At 66.3% G+C, this 21875-nt stretch carries 13 protein-coding genes; 6 read left to right on the top strand and 7 right to left on the bottom strand.

Annotated elements, in window-relative coordinates; all coding sequences use genetic code 11:
- The 6 genes from M5J20_RS05235 to M5J20_RS05210 are packed head-to-tail and all read right to left on the bottom strand — an operon-like array spanning position 1 to position 5620.
- On the bottom strand, positions 1 to 675 hold the full coding sequence (locus M5J20_RS05235) for a sirohydrochlorin chelatase (protein WP_253577208.1): 675 nt from the start codon (positions 673 to 675) through the stop codon (positions 1 to 3).
- 16 nt (positions 676 to 691) lie between these two features.
- Positions 692 to 2005 (bottom strand): sulfate adenylyltransferase subunit 1, encoded by a 1314-nt coding sequence (locus M5J20_RS05230; RefSeq protein WP_253577205.1) that lies wholly within the window; start codon positions 2003 to 2005, stop codon positions 692 to 694.
- Positions 2005 to 2907 (bottom strand): sulfate adenylyltransferase subunit CysD, encoded by a 903-nt coding sequence (gene cysD, locus M5J20_RS05225; protein WP_253577202.1) that lies wholly within the window; start codon positions 2905 to 2907, stop codon positions 2005 to 2007. The genes M5J20_RS05230 and cysD overlap by 1 nt, the downstream gene beginning before the upstream one ends.
- A complete protein-coding gene (locus M5J20_RS05220; protein ID WP_253577200.1) occupies positions 2900 to 3691 on the bottom strand; it encodes a phosphoadenylyl-sulfate reductase in 792 nt (263 codons plus the stop codon). The genes cysD and M5J20_RS05220 overlap by 8 nt, the downstream gene beginning before the upstream one ends.
- On the bottom strand, positions 3684 to 3959 hold the full coding sequence (locus M5J20_RS05215; RefSeq protein ID WP_253577198.1) for a hypothetical protein: 276 nt from the start codon (positions 3957 to 3959) through the stop codon (positions 3684 to 3686). Before M5J20_RS05215 ends, M5J20_RS05220 begins: the two co-directional genes overlap by 8 nt.
- Entirely contained in the window at positions 3956 to 5620 is a 1665-nt protein-coding gene (locus M5J20_RS05210) for a nitrite/sulfite reductase (protein ID WP_253577195.1), read from the bottom strand. The genes M5J20_RS05215 and M5J20_RS05210 overlap by 4 nt, the downstream gene beginning before the upstream one ends.
- Positions 5621 to 5899: 279 nt before the next feature.
- Here M5J20_RS05210 and M5J20_RS05205 point away from each other — a divergent pair, with 279 nt between their 5' ends.
- From M5J20_RS05205 to M5J20_RS11425, 6 genes are all read left to right on the top strand, one after another.
- Positions 5900 to 7324 carry an FAD-dependent oxidoreductase gene (locus tag M5J20_RS05205; protein WP_253577193.1) on the top strand — a complete coding sequence of 475 codons (1425 nt, stop codon included), beginning with the start codon at positions 5900 to 5902 and terminating at the stop codon, positions 7322 to 7324.
- A 127-nt stretch (positions 7325 to 7451) separates the two neighbouring features.
- Entirely contained in the window at positions 7452 to 9116 is a 1665-nt protein-coding gene (locus M5J20_RS05200; RefSeq protein WP_253577190.1) for an ABC transporter ATP-binding protein, read from the top strand.
- Positions 9113 to 10984 (top strand): ABC transporter ATP-binding protein, encoded by a 1872-nt coding sequence (locus M5J20_RS05195; RefSeq protein WP_302467799.1) that lies wholly within the window; start codon positions 9113 to 9115, stop codon positions 10982 to 10984. Before M5J20_RS05200 ends, M5J20_RS05195 begins: the two co-directional genes overlap by 4 nt.
- Positions 10985 to 11007: 23 nt before the next feature.
- Positions 11008 to 11682 (top strand): DUF1707 SHOCT-like domain-containing protein, encoded by a 675-nt coding sequence (locus tag M5J20_RS05190; RefSeq protein ID WP_253577187.1) that lies wholly within the window; start codon positions 11008 to 11010, stop codon positions 11680 to 11682.
- 216 nt (positions 11683 to 11898) lie between these two features.
- Positions 11899 to 13242, top strand: a complete 1344-nt coding sequence (locus M5J20_RS05185; protein ID WP_256478100.1) for a pyridoxal phosphate-dependent aminotransferase — start codon at positions 11899 to 11901, stop codon at positions 13240 to 13242.
- Between the two features lie 396 nt (positions 13243 to 13638).
- Positions 13639 to 15891 (top strand): collagen-like domain-containing protein, encoded by a 2253-nt coding sequence (locus tag M5J20_RS11425; protein ID WP_302467798.1) that lies wholly within the window; start codon positions 13639 to 13641, stop codon positions 15889 to 15891.
- 69 nt (positions 15892 to 15960) lie between these two features.
- Here the strand turns inward: M5J20_RS11425 and M5J20_RS05175 are convergent, their stop codons facing one another.
- Entirely contained in the window at positions 15961 to 21807 is a 5847-nt protein-coding gene (locus M5J20_RS05175; RefSeq protein ID WP_253577185.1) for a hypothetical protein, read from the bottom strand.
- Between the last annotated feature and the right edge of the window lie 68 nt (positions 21808 to 21875).

Below are 21875 nucleotides of genomic sequence, written 5' to 3'. Positions count from 1 at the left end.
TTACGCATGACACCCCTCCAAGAATCGGTCGGCCACGATCGCGGCCAAGTCAGTTGCGAGCGGCGCGGAGCACGTCACGCGCGCCCCGGTTGCCGCCGCGATGCGCGGGGCAGCCTCCCGCGCCTTATCCAAAAGCAGCCCCTCCGCCACGAACAGCGGCAGCAGGTGCAGGTCACCGCGCAACCGCGCCAGCTCGGCGAGGTCCCCGCGCGTCGCGGACACCACGCTCACTTCCCTTGCACTTCGCTTTCCGACGTTCGCAGCCAGCGCCTCATACCCCTCCGCCTGCGCCCTGTCGGACGTGCCGACGGGATAGAGGACGGCGTGGGCGTTGGGAGGGGCGTCGTGAAGCAGGCGCTCCGCGAGCAGCGCTGCGATGTCCTCGCCCATGCCGAGGCCGCGCGCGAGGGTGAGCTGCGCGTGCGCGGAGGCGGCGGCGAGGTGCGCGGGCACGTCGTGGGTAGCGTGGAACGCCTCGGTGAAGAGCAGCGGCACGACCACGGCGGGCCCGTCGAGCGCGCGGGCGGCGGTCTCGAGGGTGGGGCGGGTGAACTCGAGGTGCGCATCGACGCCCGCAACACCCAGGCGCGTTGCCGCCGCGGCGGTGAGCGCCTGGATGCCGGCGCGGGCCGCCGGGTGGCGGGACCCGTGCGAGAGCGTGATCAGCGCGGCCATCGTTTTCCTCCCCTGCTTAGCGCAGGCGGGTCCCCACGAAGCCGGCGGCGAGGGTGCTCCCGCTGGCCTGGTCGATGAGCAGGAAACTGCCGACGGCGCCGCGGGCGGCGTACTCCTCCACCGGCAGCTCGTCGGCGACCTGGATGGTCACGTGGGCGATGTCGTTGAGGCCGACACCGATCGACGCTTCGGTCTCGCCGGCAACGACGTCGTCGGCGGCGGAGTCGATGTCCAGCACGCGGTCCACGCTGGCCAGCCGCGCGCGCACCAGCGAGGTGCCGTAGCGCAGCTTCACGGCCTTGCCCGGAGTGAGCTCCTTCTCGGTCAGCCCCACGACGGTGGCTGCGAATTCGCGCACGTCCTCCGGGCGCGGGGCGGCGGCGAGGAGGTCGCCGCGGGTGAGGTCGATGTCGTCGGCAAGCCGCAGCGCCACGGAGTCGCCGGCCTGGGCGCGTTCGGCCTCGCCGTCGGCGGTGTCGATGCCGATGACGGTGGTCTGGCGGCCACCCGGCGCGGTGATGGCGTCGTCAAGCGCGATGCTCCCCGCGGTGATCTTGCCCGCGTACGCGCGGTAGTCGGAGGCGTGCTCGCGCAGGACGTACTGGATGGGGAAGCGGAAGGGCAGCTCAAGGGCGCGGCCGGAGTGCACCGGGATGGATTCGAGCAGCTCGAGCACGGTCGGGCCGGTGTACCAGTCGGTGTTGGCGGAACGCTCGGCAATGTTGTCACCGCGCAGGGCGGAGATCGGCACGGCGATCGGCTCTTCGATGCCCAGCTCGGCGGCCTTCGCCTCGAATGCGGCGCGGATCTGCTCGAAGACCTCCTGGGAGTAGTCGACGAGGTCGATCTTGTTCACGCCGAGGATCACCGTCTTCACGCCGAGCAGGTGCGCGACGGTGAGGTGGCGGATGGTCTGCTCGACGACGCCGTTGCGGGCGTCGACAAGCAGGACCACGACCTGGGAGGTCGACATGCCGGTCACGGTGTTGCGCGTGTACTGCACGTGGCCCGGCGTGTCCGCGAGGATGAACGTGCGCTTGTCGGTGGCGAAGTAGCGGTACGCCACGTCGATGGTGATGCCCTGCTCGCGCTCGGCGCGCAGGCCGTCGACGAGCAGCGACAGGTCGAGGCCGTCGAAACCGCGGTCGGCGGACGTGCGCTCGACGGAGGCGAGCTGGTCGGCGAGCACCGATTTCGTGTCGTGCAGCAGGCGGCCGACGAAGGTGGACTTGCCGTCGTCGACGCTGCCGGCGGTGCACAGGCGCAGCGTCTCGCGGTGCGCCAGGGCGTCCGTCGCTCGTGCGCCGGCGCCGGAATCAGTCGTAGCCATCAGAAGTAGCCCTCCTTCTTGCGGTCCTCCATTGCGGACTCGCTCAAACGGTCGTCGGCACGCGTTGCCCCGCGCTCGGTGAGGTTGGACGTGGCGATCTCGGCGAGCACCTCGTCGATGGTGGTGGCGTCCGAATCGACGGCGCCGGTGCAGCTCATGTCGCCGACGGTGCGGTAACGCACGCGGCGGGTCTGAAGCTCCTCGCCGTCGCGCGGGCCGCCCCACTCACCCGCGGTGAGCCACATGCCGCCGCGGTTGAACACCTCGCGGTCGTGCGCGAAGTAGATCGACGGCAGCTCAATGCCGCGCGCGCCGATGTACTCCCACACGTCCGCCTCCGTCCAGTTGGAGATCGGGAAGACGCGGATGTTCTCGCCCGGCAGCTTGCCGCCGTTGTACAGATCCCACAGCTCGGGGCGCTGGCGGCGCGGATCCCAGCCGCCGAAGGAGTCGCGCACGGAGAAGACGCGCTCCTTCGCGCGGGCGCGTTCCTCGTCGCGGCGGGCGCCGCCGAGCACGGCGTCGTAGCCCACCTCGGCGATGGTCTCCACCAGCGGCACGGTCTGCAGCGGGTTGCGCGTGCCGTCGGGGCGCTCGACCAGGTCACCGCGGTCGATCCAATCCTGCACATGCGCCACGCGCAGCCGGGCACCATGCTTTGCGACGAGCGCATCACGGAACTCAATAACTTCCGGGAAGTTATGCCCGGTATCGACGTGCAGGAGTTCAATCGGCATCGCTGCGGGCTGGAACGCCCGACGCGCGAGCTCGAAGACGACGCAAGAATCCTTGCCGCCGGAGAACAGCAACCCGATCTTGTCGAATTGGCCGGCCACCTCGCGCAGGATGTGGATCGACTCGTTCTCCAAATCCTTCAGGTGCGGGGAAAGTTGGTTATTCATGCAGTCCACACTCCGTTTTGTTTGCAAATGCCCAGCGCCCGGCGCGCGGGTCCTCGCCCTCGGCCACCGGCATGGTGCAGGTGGCGCAGCCGATCGACGGGTAGCCCTGGCGCGTCAGCGGGTGAATGATCAAGTCGTTGTCGCGCTCGAAGGCCTCCGTATCCTCCAGCGACCAGGTCACCAGCGGAGAGATCTTGAGCCGGCCGGTGGCGTCCAGCGACAGGGCGGGCGCCTCGGCGCGGGTCGGGCCGTCGGCGCGGCGCAGGCCCGTGATCCAGCCGACGTACGGGCTCATGTGCACCGCCAGCGGCTCCACCTTGCGCATTCGGCAGCAGGCGGAGGGCTCGCGCAGGTACAGGTTCGGGCCGTACACCTCGTCCTGCTCCGCGCGGGTCAGCTGCGCGGTGGCGCGCACGAGGCGGTGGCCCGGGTAACGGCGCTCCACCTCGGCGGCGACGTCGAGCGTCTCCGGGAAGTGGTACTCGGTGTCGAGGAAGAGAAAGTCCGCGCCGGGCAGGTGGCGCTCAGCCAGCTCCGCGAGCACGGTGTTCTCCATGGACAGGGTCACCACGAGCGGGCCCGGGGCGTATTCGTGGGCCCAGGCGAGGATGGTGTCGGCGGGGGCGTTGTACAGCTCGGCGGCGAAGCGCTCCACTAACTCGGCGTTGCGCTCCGCGGTCGCCTCGTCCAGCGGGGCCGTGGTGGTCGGCCCTGCTGGGCTGACCGCCGGGTCGCGGTAGTTCGCGCCGCCGCCGGAGGGCAGCAGGTTGATTGTGTTACTCATTCTTGCCAGTATCTCCGGTTGCTCGCAGTACTGCAGTGCGGCCCGCCCGAGACAGCGATGCCTGCAGGGCATCGGGGGTGGAAAGCGCGGCGGCCGGGGCCCGTCCAGGGTCATCCTGGCCGTGGAACTTCACCTCGAATACGCGCAGGCATTCGCCGCATTTCCAGGCGAAATCGGTCTCCTCGTTGGGCCACAGGTCCTCGCCGCCGCAGTAGGGGCAGAAGGTGGGGTGGTTCCGATTGGGGTTGGGCGCGCGGCGGAAACTCATCGCAGGTCATCCTCCTCGGCGCGCTGCACCCAGGCGCGGAAGGTCTCGCCGCTGGCACGCTGGTCCACGTAGTTCTGCACCACGCGGGTCACGTACTCGGTGAGCTCGGAGGACAGCACCTTGTGGCCGCGCAGCTTGCGGCCGAAGTTCGCACCCTCGCCGATCGTGCCGCCGAGGTGTACCTGGAATCCCTCGACCTTCTCGCCGTCCGGCCCGGCGACCATCTGGCCTTTCAGCCCGATGTCGGACACGTGGTGCCGCGCGCACGCGTTCGGGCAGCCGTTGAGCGAAATGGAAATCGGGGAATCGAGGTTGCCGAAGCGCTGCTCCAGTTCGTCGGCAAGCTCGATCGCGCGGGACTTGGTGGTCACGTGCGCAAGTTTGCAGTACTCCAAGCCGGTGCAGGAGATGATGCCGCGTCGGAACTCGCTCGGCTCACTGGTCAGGCCCAGCGCCTCGAGCTCGAGCTTGAGCTTTTCGACGTCTGCTTTCCGAACGTCGATAAGCAAAAGCTCCTTGAAGGGGGTGAAGCGCAGCTGGGTGACGCCGAAGCGCTCCGCGGTGTCCGCGACGGCGATGAGCTGCTCGCCGGACATGTGGCCGAGCGTGGGTTTGACGCCGATGTAGACGTTGCCGTTGACCTGCTCGTGCACGCCGATGTGGTCGCGGTCGACGAGATTGTTCGGCGCGTGCGGCCCGTCGGGAAGCGCGTAGCCGAGGTAGTCCTCCTCGAGGATCTGGCGGAAGCGCTCGACGCCCCACTCGGCGACGAGGAACTTCAGGCGCGCGCGGTTGCGCAGGCGTCGGTAGCCGTAATCGCGGAAGATGCGCACCACGTTCGCCCACACGTCCGGCACCTGCTCGAGGGTGACGAAGGCGCCGAGCGACTGCGCGAGCATCGGGTTAGTGGACAGGCCGCCGCCGACGTAGCACTCGAAGCCGGGGCCAAGCTCGGGGTGCTCGACGCCGATGAAGGCGAGGTCGTTGATCTCGTGCACCACGTCCTGGCGCGCGTTGCCGGAGATGGCGGATTTGAACTTGCGCGGGAGGTTCTGGAACTCGTCGTCGAGGAAGATCTCCTGGATGCGCTCGATGGCCGGGGTGGCGTCGATGATCTCGTCCTTCGCGATGCCCGCCACCGGGCTGCCCAGCACCACGCGCGGCACATCGCCGCACGCGTCCCAGGTACTCAGGCCGTGCGCCTCGAGCTTCTCCCAGATCGCCGGCACGTCCTCCACCTGCACCCAGTGGAGCTGGATGTTCTGGCGGTCGGTGAGGTCCACGGTGGAACGCGCGTAGTCGCGCGAGATCTCGCCGACGGCGCGGGCTTGGGCGGTGGTGCAGCGTCCGCCGTCGAAACGCACGCGCATCATGAAGTACTTGTCCTCGAGCACGCTGTTGTCCGCGCCGGTGTGCTCGCCGCCGAGGTTCTGCTTGCGCTGCGTGTACAGGCCGAGCCACTTGAAGCGCGGGTAGAGGTCCTCGCGGTCGATCGCGTCGAAGCCGAGCTTGGAGTACGTGTCGATGACCCGCTGCTTGACCGCCCAGATCTCCGATTCCTGCTTGATCTCCTCGTCCCGGTTCAGGGGCGCGGGGCCGTCGACGAGCCACTGGCCTTCCGGCTTGGCTGCGCGGGTGCGCTTCACCGTTGGTGCGCTCACAGGCTTTTCCTCCTAGACCTAGCTGTCTACTGCACTATCGCTTCACGACGATTGCAACGCAGCTTGCCGTACCGCCTTGTCTACCGCAAGAAGGTTTCGATGCTATGGGCTGTGAGCTTGTAGTTTAGAGGTGCATAAAATGATCGTCGGCGCGCGAAAGGCGACACTTTCGTGCGAAACGGTGCGCCTGCATCAAATTCTCCGCGATTTACAGACCATGCGGTCTATCGGCTATATTGGCGGGAAGTATCTGTTGCGATGAAAGGAAACGATCGTCTTATGAGCCTGCGCGTCGCCGTCGTCGGTGCCGGCCCTGCCGGGATTTACGCCTCCGATCTGCTGCTGAAGAACCCCGAGGTGGACGTGCACGTCGACCTGTTTGAGCAGATGCCGGCGCCGTTCGGCCTGATCCGTTACGGTGTCGCGCCGGACCACCCGCGCATCAAGGGCATCGTGAAGTCCCTGCACCAGGTGATGGACAAGGACGGCCTGCGTCTGATCGGCAACGTCACCGTCGGCCGCGACATCACGGTCGAGGAGCTCACCGAGCTGTACGACGCTGTCGTTTTCTCCACGGGCGCCGTGCGCGACCGCGAGCTGCTCATCCCGGGCGGCGAGAAGTCCATCGGCGCGGGCGAATTCGTCGGCTTCTACGACGGCAACCCGCGCTTCGAGCGCTCCTGGGACCTCTCCGCCAAGGAAGTCGCCGTCGTGGGCGTGGGCAACGTGGCGCTCGACATTTCCCGCATCTTGGCCAAGACCGGCGACGAGCTCTTGGTCACCGAGATCCCGGACAACGTGTACGAGACGCTGCGCACCAACCAGGCCGAGGTGGTGCACATGTTCGGTCGCCGCGGCCCCGCCCAGGCGAAGTTCACGCCGAAGGAGCTGCGCGAGCTCGACGAGTCCCCCACCATCCAGGTGCTGGTCAACCCGGAGGACATCGATTACGACTCGCTGTCCGAGGAAGTCCGCCGCGCGGACAAGTCCGTCGACCTCGTGTGCTCCGTGCTGGAGCAGTACGCGATGCGCGACCCGGACGATTCCCCGCACAAGATCTACATCCACTTCTTCGAGAACCCGGTCGAGGTGCTGCTCGACGACGCCGGCAACACCGTGGGCATCCGCACCGAGCGCCAGGAGCTCGACGGCGAGGGCGGCATCCGCGCCACCGGCGAGTTCACCGACTGGCCGGTCCAGCAGGTGTACCACGCCGTGGGTTACCGCTCCGAGCCCGTCGAGGGCGTGCCCTTCGACTTCGAGCGCCACGTGATCCCCAACGACGGCGGACACGTGCTTTCCGACGGCACTGTCACCGGCGCAGATTCCGAGCTTTCCGGCGCGGGCGACGCTGGTGCGTCGGCCGCCGGCCAGCCGGTGGACAAGCTCTACGTCACCGGCTGGATCAAGCGCGGCCCGGTCGGCCTGATCGGCAACACCAAGTCCGACGCCAAGGAGACCACCGACATGCTGGTCGCCGATGCCCTCGCCGGCAAGCTCGCCGCCCCGACCAACGACGACCCGGACGCCGTGCTCAAGCTGCTCGAATCCCGCGGCGTGGACTACGCGACCTGGGACGGCTGGTACCGCCTCGACGAGGCCGAGCGCGCCGCCGGCGAATCCTGCGGCACCAACCCGCGCGAGCGCAAGAAGCTCGTGGAGTGGGAGGACATGCTTGCCCACACCACCCACACCAAGGGTTAGGGGCGGTTCGGGGGGCGGCGTTGGGGCGCCGACGTGTCGATTTTCTCGCCCGAAATCGACATATCGCGCGAACGTGTCGATCGCATCGACATGAGCCCCGCCCGCGCAGTAGTACCATCTCCCCCTTGTGGACCTCATCAACATCATCGGGCGCTACGCCCGGCGGTACACCCCGCAGATCGCGGCGGTGGTGGTACTGCAGCTCATCACCGCGCTGGCGACGCTGTACCTGCCGGATCTCAACGCCGCGATCATCGATAACGGCGTAGCCAAGGGCGATGTCGATTACATCTGGGCGACCGGCCTCGTCATGCTTGTGGTCGCGTTCGTGCAGGTCATCGCTGCGATCGGCGCGACCTGGTTCGCCTCCAAGGCGGCGATGGCGACGGGCCGCGACGTTCGCGCGGCCTTGTTCGACCACGTGACCGCCTTCAACAAGGAGGACATGGACCACTTCGGCACCGCCACCTTGATCACCCGCGGCACCAACGACGTGCAGCAGATCCAGATGACGCTGCTGCTGGCCCTGAACTTCATGGTCACGGCGCCGATCATGGCCATCGGCGGCATCATCATGGCGGTTCGCCAGGACGCGGGCATGAGCTGGCTGGTCATTGCCGCCGTACTGGTCTTGGGCGTGGCGGTGACCATTTTCGCGGCCGTCCTCATGCCGATGTTCCGGCAGTTCCAAACCCGTCTGGACGCCATCAACGGCATCATGCGCGAGCAGATCGCGGGCATCCGCGTCATCCGCGCGTTCGTCCGCGAGGAGCACGAAACCGAGCGCTTCAAAGAGGCGAACACCAGCCTTACGCGCTTGAGCCTGAACATCGGCCGCGTGTACGTGCTGATGTTCCCCGTCATCATGCTGATTCTCAACGTCGCCACCGCGGCAGTCCTCTGGTTCGGCGGCCACCGCGTGGACGAAGGCCTCGTCGAGGTCGGCGCGCTGACCGCATTCATGCAGTATCTAATGCAGATCCTGATGGCCGTGATGATGGGCGTGTTCATGCTCATGATGCTCCCGCGCGCCATCGTCTGCGCCCGCCGCGTGCAGGAGGTCCTCTCCCACTCCCCGCGCGAGGCCGCACCCATCTCCCCTGCCCCCGAGGGCACCGTGCTTTTCGACGACGTGTCTTACCAATACCCCGGAGCCGAAGCGCCCGTGCTGAAGAACATCAGTTTCGAGGCCAAACCCGGCACCACCACGGCCATCATTGGCGCGACGGGCAGTGGCAAGTCCACCCTGCTCGGCCTCATCCCCCAGCTCTACGCCCCTACTAGCGGCACCATCGCGGTGGGCGGCAGCGTCGCTATGGTTCCGCAGAAGCCGTGGCTGTTTTCGGGCACCGTCGCAAGTAATTTGCGCACCGCGAACCCGGACGCGACCGACGAGGAGCTGTGGGCGGCGCTGGGCACGGCGCAGGCAACGTTCGTCGATACGCTCGACATGCCCATTTCCCAGGGCGGCACCAATGTCTCCGGCGGGCAGCGGCAGCGTTTGTGCATCGCGCGCGCACTGGTCGCACGCCCGAGCATCATGCTTTTCGACGATTCCTTTTCCGCCCTCGATGCCCTCACCGAGGCGAATCTGCGTGGCGCTCTGGCGGACGCCACAGGAACCATGACGCAGATCGTGGTCGCGCAGCGGGTGGCCAGCATCACCGAGGCGGACCAGATCCTCGTGATGGAGGCCGGCGAAATCGTGGACCGCGGCACCCACGCGGAGCTGATGCGTGTCAGCGAGACCTACCGCGAGATCGCTCGCAGCCAGGAGGCGGTGGACGCATGAGTGAGCAGATGACCGACGAGCAGCTCGCCGAGTACGAAGAGAAGATGGCGGGCGATGATTACTCCAACAAGGCGCCCCGCAAGGCGAAGCGCTTCTGGCCGTCCGCGAAACGGCTGATCGGGCTGCTCGCGCCGTACAAGCTGGCGCTCACGTCCGTGTTCGTCATGAACGCGGTGTCTGTGATCCTGGGCGTGTACGCGCCGAGGGTGATGGGCTTCGCCGTGGACGTAATCTTCGACGGTTGGCTCGCCCGCATGCAGGGCGCTGCAGAGGGCGTCGATTTTCAACGCCTGGGCACGCTGATTACCGCGGTGCTGGCGCTGTACGTGGTGTCCGGCGTACTCATGTGGGCGCAGGGCGCGGTGCTGAACCGGTTGACCATGCGCGCGATGTACGGCTTGCGCCAGGATATTGAGGCGAAGCTGCACCGATTGCCGCTGAGTTACTTCGACACCCGCCAGCGCGGCGACGTGATGAGCCGCACCACCAACGACGTGGACAACGTGGAGCGGGCGCTGCAGCAATCGCTGGGCTCGTTGTTCAACGCGATCATCACGCTCGTGGGCATCATCGTCATGATGTTCGCCATCTCCCCGCAGCTGGCGCTGGTGGCATTGCTGGCGATACCGCTGACGGGTGTGGTGATGGGTATCGTCGGCACGCGGTCGCAGCGCCAATTCCGCACGCAGTGGAAGGCCACCGGCGACGTGAACGGGCACATCGAGGAGAGCTTCTCGGGCCACGATGTCGCGCTCATTTTCGGGCGGACGGAAGCGATGCGCGGGGAATTCGAACGTCGGAACGCGGAGCTCGCGGACGCGGCGCAGAAGGGGCAGTTCCTGGCGAACTCCATGCACCCGATCATGCAGTTCATCTCCTACCTCAGCTACGTGGCCATCGCGGTGCTCGGCGGCGTGAAAGTCGCGCAGGGGCGCCTCACGCTCGGCGACGCGACCGCGTTCATCCAATACTCGCGCCAGTTCAACCAGCCCCTCGGCGAGATCGCCGGCATGATGCAGATGCTGCAGTCCGGCGTGGCCAGCGCCGAGCGCATTTTCGAGCTTCTCGACGAAAGCGAAGAGCAGCCCGACGCGGCCGACGCTGCCATCGAGGGACGCGCCCGCGGGCTGGTGGAGTTCCGCGATGTCGAGTTCACGTACGGCGAGCCCGAGCCCGGCACCGAGCCCCTGATTCGCGGGCTGAACTTGCGCGTGGAGCCGGGCCAGACGGCCGCGATTGTCGGCCCGACCGGCGCCGGCAAGACCACGCTGGTGAACCTCATCATGCGTTTCTACGAGGTCGACGGCGGCGCCATCCTCCTCGACGGCACGGACGTACGCGACCTTTCCCGCGCCCAGCTGCGCGAACAGATCGGCATGGTGCTGCAGGATGCGGTGCTGTTCAAGGGCACGATCATGGACAACATCCGCTACGGCCGCCTCGACGCCACCGACGAGGAAGTCATCGAAGCCGCACGCGCAACCTACGTGGACCGCTTCGTGCGCGCGCTTCCCGACGGCTACCAGACCGAGATCGACCAAGACGGCGGCTCCATTTCCACCGGCGAACGCCAGCTGATCACCATCGCCCGCGCATTCCTGGCGCAGCCGGCGCTGCTGATCCTCGACGAGGCGACCTCATCCGTGGACACCCGCACCGAGGTCCTAGTGCAGGAGGCGATGAAGGCGCTGCGCGCGGACCGGACGTCGTTCGTCATCGCGCACCGCTTGTCGACGATCCGGGACGCCGACCTGATCATCGTCATGCGCGACGGCACCATCGTCGAGCAGGGCAGCCACGAGGAGCTGATAGCTGCCCGCGGCGCCTACTTTGAGCTGCAGCAAACCCAGTTCGCCGAGGAGGAGTAGACGCGCCCGCTAAGATGTGCCACGTGAGCCACCCGCATAATCTCCGCCTGTCCGACGCCGAGCGCACCGAAGCCATGAGTGCCCTCGGCAAGGCCTTCGGTGAGGGCCGCCTCAGCCTCGACGAGTACGACACCCGCTGCAAGGCCGTCGCCGCCGCGAATTTCCACGCCGATCTCGCACCGCTGTTCCAGGACATTCCGCAGCGCCCGGACTTCGGCTCCAGCTTGTCGACGGCTACTGGCTCCACCGTGTGGTCCCAAGCAAACACGTCGGCCGTGGGCAACGAGCTGCAGGTGTACACCGCGCCGGAGATCATGCAGGTCCGCCGCGCTGGCCAGCGCAAGCGCGCGGGCGCGTTCTGGTTGGGCACGATCGGTGCCGTCGGGCTCATTAGTCTCGGCGAGGCGCTCGGCGCGTCCGTTCTTTCCGGTTTCGCGGTCCTCCTCATTCCGACGCTGTTTGTGCTGCTGTACGTGATGAAGGTCGGCCCCGACGACTGGTATATGCCCACGCTGAGCCAGCTCGAGCGCGGCCGCCGCGAAGTGGCGAAGGCGAAGGCGCTCGAACTCGAAGCGTCGCACGCCTACGAGCAGGCGCAGCGCAAGCTGGAGCGCAAGGCGCAGATTGACCGCCTGACCAACGACGCCCTCGGCATGGCGCAGGACACCCTCGACCGCTTTAAGCCGAAGGGCAACTAGCGCCCCCGGTTCGGTGCCCGATGCCCGGCCGACGCCAGGCCCGGGCGCGGGGTCGCACAAAGCTTTTTTGTAATGCGCCACATTGTGGGATCGGCGCACATAATTGTGCGGCGCACACATAGATCCGCGGAATCCAATAAATGACGCAATTGAGCGTCGGCAAGCATTGGCCCCGTTGTGCTTCGTGTGACTGGTGTGACGCCTAGAATGATGCGCATGAGCAGCAACCCAGAAACCGGGGTCACCGCAGGAGCCGAGCCGATCGCGGAACCGCCCGCGCGCGAGGCCGCGGAGCGCAGCGAGCAAAGCAGCGAGCAGCGCGCGAAATCCGTGAAGAAGCACCGCCACTTCGACCAGGCGGAGAAGCTGAAGGACGTCTTCTACGACATCCGCGGCCCGGTGAGCGCCACCGCGGAGCAGATGGAACGCGACGGCCACACGATTCTCAAGCTGAACACCGGCAACCCGGCGATCTTCGGCTTCGAGGCGCCGGACGTGATTATGCGCGACATGATCGCTAACCTGCCGAACTCGCAGGGCTACACCACGAGCAAGGGCATCATCCCGGCGCGCCGCGCGGTGGTGACTCGCTACCAGGATATTCCGGACTTCCCCGAGTTCGACATCGACGACGTCTACCTGGGCAACGGCGTGTCCGAGCTGATCACCATGGTCACGCAGGCACTGCTCAACGACGGCGACGAGATCCTCATCCCCGCCCCCGACTACCCGCTGTGGACGGCGGCGTCCACGCTCGCGGGCGGCAAAGTCGTGCACTACATGTGCGACGAGGAGGACGAGTGGAACCCGTCGCTGGAGGACATCCGCTCGAAGATCACGGACCGCACGAAGGCGATCGTCGTGATCAACCCGAACAACCCGACGGGCGCGGTGTACTCCCGCGAGGTGCTCAACGGGATCGCGGACATCGCGCGCGAGCACGAGCTGCTCGTACTTGCCGACGAAATCTACGACCGCGTTCTCTACGAAGACGCCAAGCACATCTCGATGGCCGAAGTCGCCCCCGACCTGGTCACGGTGACGTTCAACGGCCTGTCCAAGGCCTACCGCGTGTGCGGCTACCGCGCCGGCTGGATGATCATCACCGGCCCGCGCCGCCGCGCCGCCGGCTTCATCGAGGGCCTCGACCTGCTCGCCGGCACCCGCCTGTGCGCGAACGTGCCTGGCCAGCACGCGATCCAGGTGGCGCTCGGCGGCCGCCAATCGATTTACGAACTCACCACCGAGGGCGGGCGTCTGCGGAAGCAGAGGGATGTTGCCGTCGAAAAGCTCCGTGAAATCCCGGGCATGAGCGTGGTCGCGCCGAAGGGTGCGATGTACTGCTTCCCCAAGATTGATACGGAGATGTACAACATCCACGACGACGAGCGCTTCATGCTCGACCTGCTCAAGGCCGAGAAGATCCTCATGGTGCAGGGCACGGGCTTCAATTACCCCACGCCGGACCACTTCCGCGTGGTGTTCCTGCCGTGGGCATCCCAGCTGGAGAACGCGATCGAGCGCCTGGGCAACTTCCTGGCGGATTACCACCAGCACTAGGGGCTTTCTGCTTGCCGACGCCTGGTTGCTCCCGCCCGTCCGCAGGTTGGCTGAGGTGGCGACGGCGCCCAATGCGGGTTGCCGACAGATGAAGTTGTGCGGAGGCGGAAGGCCGGTGCGCCGCTAGGGGCCAGTTCGGCTGATACCCGACGGGCCCGCTGGTACGCCGTACCCGCATAGTCATGCCCCCATAGTGATGCGTTTGAGCGGGCCACTATGGGGGCATGACTATGCGGGTCTGTGAAAGCCGGCTCGGCCGGCAGGGGTTAGGCAGGTACATGGAACCGCTCGCCCGCGCAGAGATGGTTCGCGACACGAACAAAAATAGTCACGTTCGTGTGGCCGGTGCCGATACGTTGAGAGATGTCTGTACCTCTCCACGATCGGAGCACCCCTATGAAGAAAACCCTGGTGGCCGGCGCGGTCTCGCTGGCGCTCGGCGCGAGCCTTGTCGCCGTGCCCGCGGCCGTCGCCGCCCCGCAGTCCCCGCCGGCGGGTGCCAACGCCGGCACGTGTTCGATCAGCGCTGCCGTAGAGCAAACTGTTGGCCTCCGCAACGCTGAACCGCAAGGTGCCAGTGGCCTGCTTGTGGGCATTGACACCCAGTACACCCCGGGGAATAACGCGCCGTACTCGGCGACACCGTGGGTGAAGCTGAGCGCTGAGGAAGGCCGTCTCTTCGGCGACAACGTCCAAGCACGGATCAAGGTCGAGACCGGTGGAGCCGCCATTGCGGGTGCGACCGGAACCAGGTTCGCTTACACTGCTGCGCCGCTCGGAACTTCTGTGTCCGGCGGGACTGTGGACAATACGACTCCGCCTTCCAAGTCATCCGGCAGCAAGATTGTTGCGGGTTCCTTTAGCGACGAGTTCACGGTTTCTCCGTCTTCGGCTGGTCTCTACGCCTGGACCGCATCGAGTAACCAGAACGCTCGATTCAATTTGAATGAAAGCGGCCGCTTTGCACGCGTCTCGATCAACACCACTGCCGCGGTCAAACCCTGGCCGGACGAGAACAACGATTGCCAGCCCCTGAGCGTCTCTGTCCAAGAAGCACAGACTGTCATCCCGAATGGCTCGATCCAGGCAACCGGCGCCAAGGTGAATGGCCTGTCGACCGGTGACGCGGCTCGCCTCACCGGTTTCGTCACCGACCAGAACGACACCCGCGTGGACGGTGCAACCGTGACTGTCGATCCCGGCGGCGCAGTGAGCATTTCTCTACCGCAGGGTTACCGCAACGCTGAGAAGAGCGTGAGGGTTCAGGTTCAGGGCAAGCCGCGCCAGTCGTCCGACGGTGCGACCGTTGCCCGCTACGGACAGAACCAGAACATCGGCGATGCATTTGCAGTTCCGGTGCAAACCGACAACGTGCCCTACATCGGCGCCGACGGAAACTGGTGGGTTGGCGATACGAACACCAATGTGAAGGCTCAAGGGCCTCAGGGTGAACCGGGCAAGATTGTAAACGCTCCGGAGATTAAGAACGGAAACTGGTGGGTCGGCGACCAAGATCTGGGCGTGCCGGCAACTGGCCCTGCGGGCCCCAAGGGTGATCCTGGCGAACCCGGCCTGAAGGGTGAAGACGGTGCCCCGGGTGCTCAGGGCCCCAAGGGCGACCAGGGCCCCGAGGGCCCGCGAGGTCCCAAGGGCGACCAGGGTCCCGAGGGCCCGCGAGGTCCAAAGGGGGATCAAGGTCCCAAGGGTGATCAGGGTGATCAGGGCCCGAAGGGCGACAAAGGTGCCCCCGGTAAGGACGGCACTGCCGGCGCTCCCGGTAAGAGCGCATTCGACCTTTGGCGTGAGCAGCCTGGCAACGAGAACAAGACCCTAGATGACTTCTGGGAGTTCCTCCGCCCGAAGGCTGATCCCGGCCAGAACGGCTCGGGGAACATTGTGATCCCGCACATCGGCAAGAACGGAAACTGGTGGATCGGTAAGAAGGACACCGGTACCCCTGCAACCGGCCCCAAGGGCGACCAGGGCCCCAAGGGCGACCAGGGCCCCAAGGGCGACCCTGGTGTTGATGGCGCTGCCGGCGCACAGGGCCCCGAGGGCAAGCAGGGTCCGAAGGGTGACCAAGGCGCGGAGGGCAAGCAAGGCCCCAAGGGCGATCAGGGTCCCAAGGGTGACCAGGGACCGAAGGGCGAACCGGGCAAAGACGGCAAGGACGGTGCCCCGGGTAAGGACGGCGCAACCGTCGTGCCCACGATCGGCTCGAACGGCAACTGGTTCATCAACGGCCAGGACACCGGTATCAACGCCCAGGGCAAGCCGAGCACCCAGAACCCGGGTGCCAAGCAGCCGAGCACCCCGGAGACGCCAAAGTACGAGACCCGCACGGTGTACAACCATCCGTACGTCGGCGGTAATGGCAACTGGTGGATCGGCAACCGCGACACCCGCATCGTCGCAGCTAACGGCCACACGGTAAAGGTCGGCCCGAACGGCATGTGGTGGATCGGCGACCAGGACACCGGCATTGCTCCGAAGTGGGAGAAGACGAAGCTGCTTTCCTCCCCCGGCGCCATCGCGGCCGCGGTACTCGTCCCACTGGTGGTGCTGCCGGTCGTAGCGATCGGCATCATTAAGGCGCTCGGCCTCGACGCCGCCCTTAACGACGCAATCCTGCGAGCACAGGGCCGCTAGCTTTACGACGAAAGACCGCCACTCTCTCCGTTCAAGGAGAAGGTGGCGGTCTTCGCTACCCCAGGGAAGCTACTGCTTCTTGCCCAGGTTGGCCCACTTGTCGGTGCCGATGGCGGTCCAAGCCTGGCCGGCGTCGTTGGAGCACCAGTCGTAGAGCACGGCGCCCGCGGCGGTGACCGCAAGGATCACACCCGCAGCCTGACCGATCAGCTGCAGCTGCGGCTGGAACTGCGCCGCCAGCATGTTGGCCTGTGCATTAATCTCGTTGACCTGACCGGCGATGCGTGCGAAGTCCTTGTTCTCCCACAGGCGGCGGTTGAAATCGTCGCCAATCCGGCCGATCGGCGAATCCTTCACCTGCTGGTTGAGCTGGCTGTGGATCTGGCCGTTCAGCTGGTTCAGCGCCTCTTGGAACGGAGCCGTCGCCTGCTGAATCACCGGCCCCGCGACCTGGTTGAGACCGTAGCCGAGCAGGCCGAGCGGGATCAGGTACAGCAGCGGCGAGCGCACCGCGTTCTGGACACAGCGCTCAACAACAGTTCCCTCCGAGCTCGAACCCGGGCGCTCAGTCACAGTCACCGTCGCACCGGCGGAGCGGTAGGTGCCGCCGATCACGTACGGGTTGGCCACGGGGACGCCGTCGGTACGCGAGTAGTTCACCTTCACCTCGGTGAGGTTGCCGGTGAAGCCCGGCAGCGGGGTGAAGTTGATGTTGCCGCCTGCGTCGATAGTCCACGTGCCCTCGCCCGGGATGACGAGGGTCTTGCCGTCCGGGCTCAGCGTTCCACCCGGCACCTGCTGCAGAGTGAGCGACTGCTTGTCGACGTTCGTTCCCTGCACCTCAAGCTGCAGCGCCGTGCCCTGCGTGGTGTTGATCTTCACGCCGCCCGGGGTGAACTCGGCGGTGGTGCCGGCCGGGGCCGTCTGGGTGACCGTCGCGTTCTGGATGATGGTCACCGGGTTCGGAGTCACCGTCACAGGGCTCGGCGTGACCGTGACCGGGCCCGGAGTGATCGTGATCTCGATGACCTCGGTGCCCGCCGGGATAGTGGAGGTCACCGGTGCCGGTGTGATCGTGGTCGGCTCCGGGGTGACCGTCAGCGTCGTGGTGATCGCCGTCGGGGTAGCCGGGATCGTCGTGACGATGGTGGTCGGGTCCGGGGTGACGGTAACCGGCGCCGGGGTGAACGTAGTAGTGATCGGCTTTGCGGACTGGGTCACGGTGGTGACCTGTGCCGGCGGCGTCACCGTCACCGGTGCCGGGGTCACGGTGACCGGAGCGGCCGTGACCGTCGTGGTGACAACTTCCGGCGTCAGAGTCACGGTGGTCTTCTCCGTCGTGGTTGCCGTCTCGGTTGCCGTCGCCGTGTTTGTGGTGGTGGCAGTCTGCGTGGTTGTCGCAGTCTGTGTGGTCGTCGCCGTGTTGGTGGTCGTGGCGGTGTTGGTGGTGGTCGCCGTGGATGTCGTGGTCGTCGTCTTGGTCACCGACACCTGGTACGTGGTGGTCTTGGTAGCACCCGTCGCGGTGGTGGCCTGCACGGTCACCGGGTCCGGCGTGCCGCTGAAGTCCTTCGCCGGGGTGAAGGTGACCACACCCGTCGATGGATCAATCTGGAACGCGCCCTCATCGGTCTCGATCTTGTTGTCCGTCGCGCCCGGCAGCGAGTACGTGATGGTCCAGGTGCTCGGGAAGGACGGGAACATTTCCGCGCCAGTCTTCGAGGTCTGGGTCTGGTTCACATCGCCAGTGCTTATCGACGGAGACGTCCTCGGCGAGCAGTAGTCGCCGGAGACTGTGCCGGTGTCGGTGGACTGCACGCCGTTGGTGTTCTTCGCGGTGTAGTTCACCGGGGTCGGCGTGCCGTAGAAGCCGTCTACCGGGGTGAAGGTGAACGTGCCGTTGTTATCGACGGTCCACGTGCCCTGCCCGTCAACCTTGAGCTCCTTGCCCGCGGGTTTCCCGTCGGGGCCGACGAACTCGACCGTGGACTTATCAATCGTGTCCAGGTACCTCGGCGTGACCTTCAGCGGGGTGCCGATGTTGCCGATCACGGAGGCGTCGTAAAGGTGCACATCCACCGGCTCAACGACGGCGGTGTACTTCGCCATCGGCGTGCCCTGCGCGTTCACGATGCCGATGCCGACCGACTGCGCTGTGCCGACGAATGCCGGGTCCGGGGTGAACGTGACCTGGCCGGTTGTCGGATCGATGGTGTACGTGCCCTCGCCCGCGACGGTGAGGGTGTTGTTCTCCGCCGGGGTGCCGTCCGGGGCAAACAACCCGAAGACTGCCTGGTCCCACCAGGTGGCCTGGGCGATGTTCGGGAACATCTCCTTCGCAGTGAGACCCTGGTCTTGGCGGTTCTTGTCGTCGGAGTGCTGCGTCACGCCCTGCAGATTGGTCGTGACAGCCGACGTCGGATCCGGCGTGGGGTAGAACGCCGAGATCTGGCCGGGCACCTGTGCAGGGATACCGTCGAAGTTGGTGGCGGTGTAGTCGATGGGGGTCGGGCTGCCCACAAACGCGCCGCCCTCACCGTCAGGTCCCTGCGGAGTGAAGGTGAAGTTGCCTTGCTTATCGACGGTCCATGTGCCCTCGCCTGGCACAACCAGCGTCTTGCCGTCATCGGAGAGCGTGCTGCCTTGCGGCGCGATGATCCGGATCGTGCTCTTGTCCACCGTCGTGTCCAGGTACTCCGGGGTGACCGTGATCGGCTGCCCGATGCGGGTGGCCTTGGCGTAGTCGGACGGGATCTCAACACGCACCGGCACCACGAACGGCTGGTAGGTGCTGGTCATCTCGGCCGGCTGGCCGCTGGCGTCCCTGAGGCCGACGGTCTGGATCTCCACTGCCGGGGCCTGGCCTGTGAAGTCCTTCTCCGGCTCGAACTTCACGGTGCCCTTGACCGGGTCGATGGTGTAGGTGCCCACGCCGTCGACCGTAAGAACATTGTCGGTTGCGCCCACAAGCTGGAACTTCACCGGGCTGTTGTCCTTGCCGTACCAATCTCCGGGCAGGTTCGGGAACATCTCGGCAGGGGTGCGGCCGGTGTCGTTCGCGTCCTTGTCGGAGCTGTTCTGGGCGGTGCCCTGCGGGCCGACGGTGGTGGCGGGGACCGTGATGGCCGCCGGGTAGGTGATGGTCACACCACCGGTGCCGGTCACCGTGCCGCCGTTGGTGGCCGCGGCGGTGTAGAGCACGCTCACCGGCGTGCCGACGAATCCCGGCACCGGTGTGAAGGTGAATTCGCCCGTCGTTGGGTCGACGGTCCAAGTGCCCTGGCCCGGAACATCCAGCGTCTTGCCGACGGGGTTGCCGGCAGCGTCGAGAAGCTGCACGCTCGTCGGGGCGATGGTAGTGCCGTAATCGGGCGTCGCCTTACCCGGCTGGCCGATCGGCGCCAAGTTGGTGGCGGACGGCAGCGTGTACGTGCGGTCTTCGACGGTCGGGATGTACTGCGCAATGAGCGTCGAGTTCACCTTCGTGCCGTTGGCAGTGGTGTTGATGGCCTGAATCTTCACCCCGCCCGCCTGCTTCGAGGGCTGGCCGCCAAGGAACCCGTCGACCGGGGTAAACGAGACCACGCCGGTGGCGGGATCAATGGTGTAGGTGCCCTCGCCATCGACGGTGAGGGTGTCGACGAGGTTGGTGCCGTCGACAAGCTTGAACTGGATCGGCGCGTTGAACCAAGCCTCGGGAAGGCCCGGGAAGAGCTCCGCGGTGGTCTTGCCGGCGTCGCCCGGGGAGTTCAGGTCGGTCGACTTTTGGGTTTCGGTCGGGCCGCCGATGGTGGTGGCGGTACGGGTGACCAGCGGGTTGTAGGTAACCGTGACGGTGGATGGCTCGCGGGCCGCGATACCGTCGACACTCCGCGCGGTGTACTTCACCGGTGCCGGGTTGCCCAAAAAGCCCGCAACCGGGGTGAAGGAGAACTCACCGGTCGCAAGATCGACGGTCCAGGTGCCCTGGCCAGGGACCGGGAGTGTGGTGCCGACGCGTTTGCCGGAATCGTCGATAAGCGAAATGCTCTGGGTGTCGATCTTCGGCAGGCCGGCGATCGCGTAGTCCGGTGTGGCCTTGAGCGTGTCGCCGACGTCGCCGTTGGCGAACGCGGGCTGGAGGTACACGTTCGAGGCGGTAACCACGGGTAGGTAGGAGCCGTCCGCGCCGCGCTCCTGGCCGTTCGCGGTGGTGAGGTTGGCGATGCGCACGCCGACCTCCGGTGCCGGGCCGGTGAAGAGCGGGTCCGGGGTGAAGGTGACCTCGCCGGAGGCGGCGTCGATGGTGTAGGTGCCAACGTTGTCGTACGTGAGCGCGGTGTTCGGCGCGATTGCGTTGCCGTTCCGGTCGACAAGCTGGTAGGTGAACGAGCTGTACCAGTTGGTGGGATACCCCGGGAACATCTGCTGGGCGGTCAGTCCGCGGTCGCCCTCGGAAGTGGTCCTGTCGGTGGACTTCTGCGTCACGCCCTGGGTGCCGAACGTCGTTGCCGGGCGACCGTCCGGCACGAAGTAGTCGACGGTGAGCGTGGCCGGGTCCGCCTGGATGCCGACGGTGTTCTTCGCGGTGTATTTCACCGGGGTCGGGTCGCCGATAAAGCCGACCTGCGGGGTGAAGGTGACGGTGCCGTTGCTGTTGACCTGCCAGGTACCCTCGCCTGGGACGGCGAGGGTCTTGCCTGCGGTCGTGCCGTCCGGGTTCAGCAGCTCAACGGTGTCCGTGTTGATCGCCGGGGCGCCGTCAGCCTGCGCGTAGTTCGGGCGCAACGTCACGGCGCGGCCGACCTGGTTCTGCCCTGCGACGTCCACGAGCTGCACCGACGGCTTGGTCACCGTCGGGGTGTAAGTGGTGTTGACCTCGGAGTAGGACTGGTTGTTCGCGTTGATCGTGTGCGCGGGGCGGGTTACGCCGTACGCCATGACGCGGCCGTTGCCCTCGTCCGTGTTCGTGGTCATGTTGGACACGATCACGCGGATCGGGGTGGCCTGTTTGGTGGTCGGGTCGCCTGTTTTGAAGAAGTCGTTGTTCGGGGTGAACGTGACCTCGCCGGAGTCCGGGTTAATCGTGTACCGGCCCTCGCTGGTGTTCAGCTCGTTGGTGACGTAGCCGACGTAGTTGCCGTCTGCGTCGGTGGCAAAGTCCGCGCCCGCGATCGTCGCCTTGGCCGCAATCGGGTCGTTCCTATCAATTTGGAACGCGTACGTCGGCAGGTAGGCCCAGACGATGCCGTCCGTGACACCCTGGAAACCCGTACCGGCCTGCGCAGTCTGAGTGGTGCCGAGTGCGCCCGTAGAGGCCAGTGGACTCTTGGTCTTGCCCGGGAGACCGGTCGTGGCGTAGTGATACCGTGGAGCGGGCTGGCCGTCGGGCTTCAGCGGGTCAATTTGGATCGGCAGCGGCGGGGCATAGCCGATGTAACCGGGCGCCGGGTTCCAGGTCACCGAAAACGTGGAGCTTTGGGAGACGTAGGTCCAGTCGCCAAGCTGAGTCGTAATTTTGTTGGAGTTGCTGAACGGGTCGGGGCGGACGGTGGATGTGAATCCATTGCGGTAAATCGTCGGCTTCGCAGCGTCCCAAATATTAAGCGGCACCGGGCTGCCCCACTGGTCGTAGGTACCGGTCTTCGCAATGCCGTCCTTTTCGACGGCGTCCAGGCTCAGGTAGAGGGCTCCGAAACGCGTTGACGGGCTTGCTTTCACCGTGGTCGACCACGGCACCGACGCCGGGGTCTGATCGTCGTAGGTGACGGTGGTGCCCTGAACCGTGCGCGTCGCGGCATCGGCGGTTGGCAGGAAGGTCGAATCGGGGGCGGCCACCTGCACGGTGGTCAGGCCGAGGATGGCGACGGTTGCGGCGCCGAGCGCGCGGTTCGCGATACGGCGGTTGGTGCGAGGTGCACTGGTGTGGGAACTCACGGGGACTCCAAACGTCAAAGGGCAACCTACACGTGTATTTAGGCTGCACACATTATTTCCGCCTCCGA

The sequence above is a fragment of the Corynebacterium stercoris genome (assembly GCF_024160105.1).
GTDB classification, from domain to species: domain Bacteria; phylum Actinomycetota; class Actinomycetes; order Mycobacteriales; family Mycobacteriaceae; genus Corynebacterium; species Corynebacterium stercoris.
Note: the sequence above shows the minus strand (reverse complement) of the source record. Positions and strands in the feature narration are given on the sequence as shown.

Coding starts and splice junctions, on each gene's coding strand:
- M5J20_RS05230 (WP_253577205.1), bottom strand. CDS start 2,005: ATGGCTACGACTGATTCCGGCGCCGGCGCACGAGCGACGGACGCCCTG.
- M5J20_RS05185 (WP_256478100.1), top strand. CDS start 11,899: ATGAGCAGCAACCCAGAAACCGGGGTCACCGCAGGAGCCGAGCCGATC.
- cysD (WP_253577202.1), bottom strand. CDS start 2,907: ATGAATAACCAACTTTCCCCGCACCTGAAGGATTTGGAGAACGAGTCG.
- M5J20_RS05220 (WP_253577200.1), bottom strand. CDS start 3,691: ATGAGTAACACAATCAACCTGCTGCCCTCCGGCGGCGGCGCGAACTAC.
- M5J20_RS05205 (WP_253577193.1), top strand. CDS start 5,900: ATGAGCCTGCGCGTCGCCGTCGTCGGTGCCGGCCCTGCCGGGATTTAC.
- M5J20_RS05195 (WP_302467799.1), top strand. CDS start 9,113: ATGAGTGAGCAGATGACCGACGAGCAGCTCGCCGAGTACGAAGAGAAG.
- M5J20_RS11425 (WP_302467798.1), top strand. CDS start 13,639: ATGAAGAAAACCCTGGTGGCCGGCGCGGTCTCGCTGGCGCTCGGCGCG.
- M5J20_RS05215 (WP_253577198.1), bottom strand. CDS start 3,959: ATGAGTTTCCGCCGCGCGCCCAACCCCAATCGGAACCACCCCACCTTC.
- M5J20_RS05235 (WP_253577208.1), bottom strand. CDS start 675: ATGGCCGCGCTGATCACGCTCTCGCACGGGTCCCGCCACCCGGCGGCC.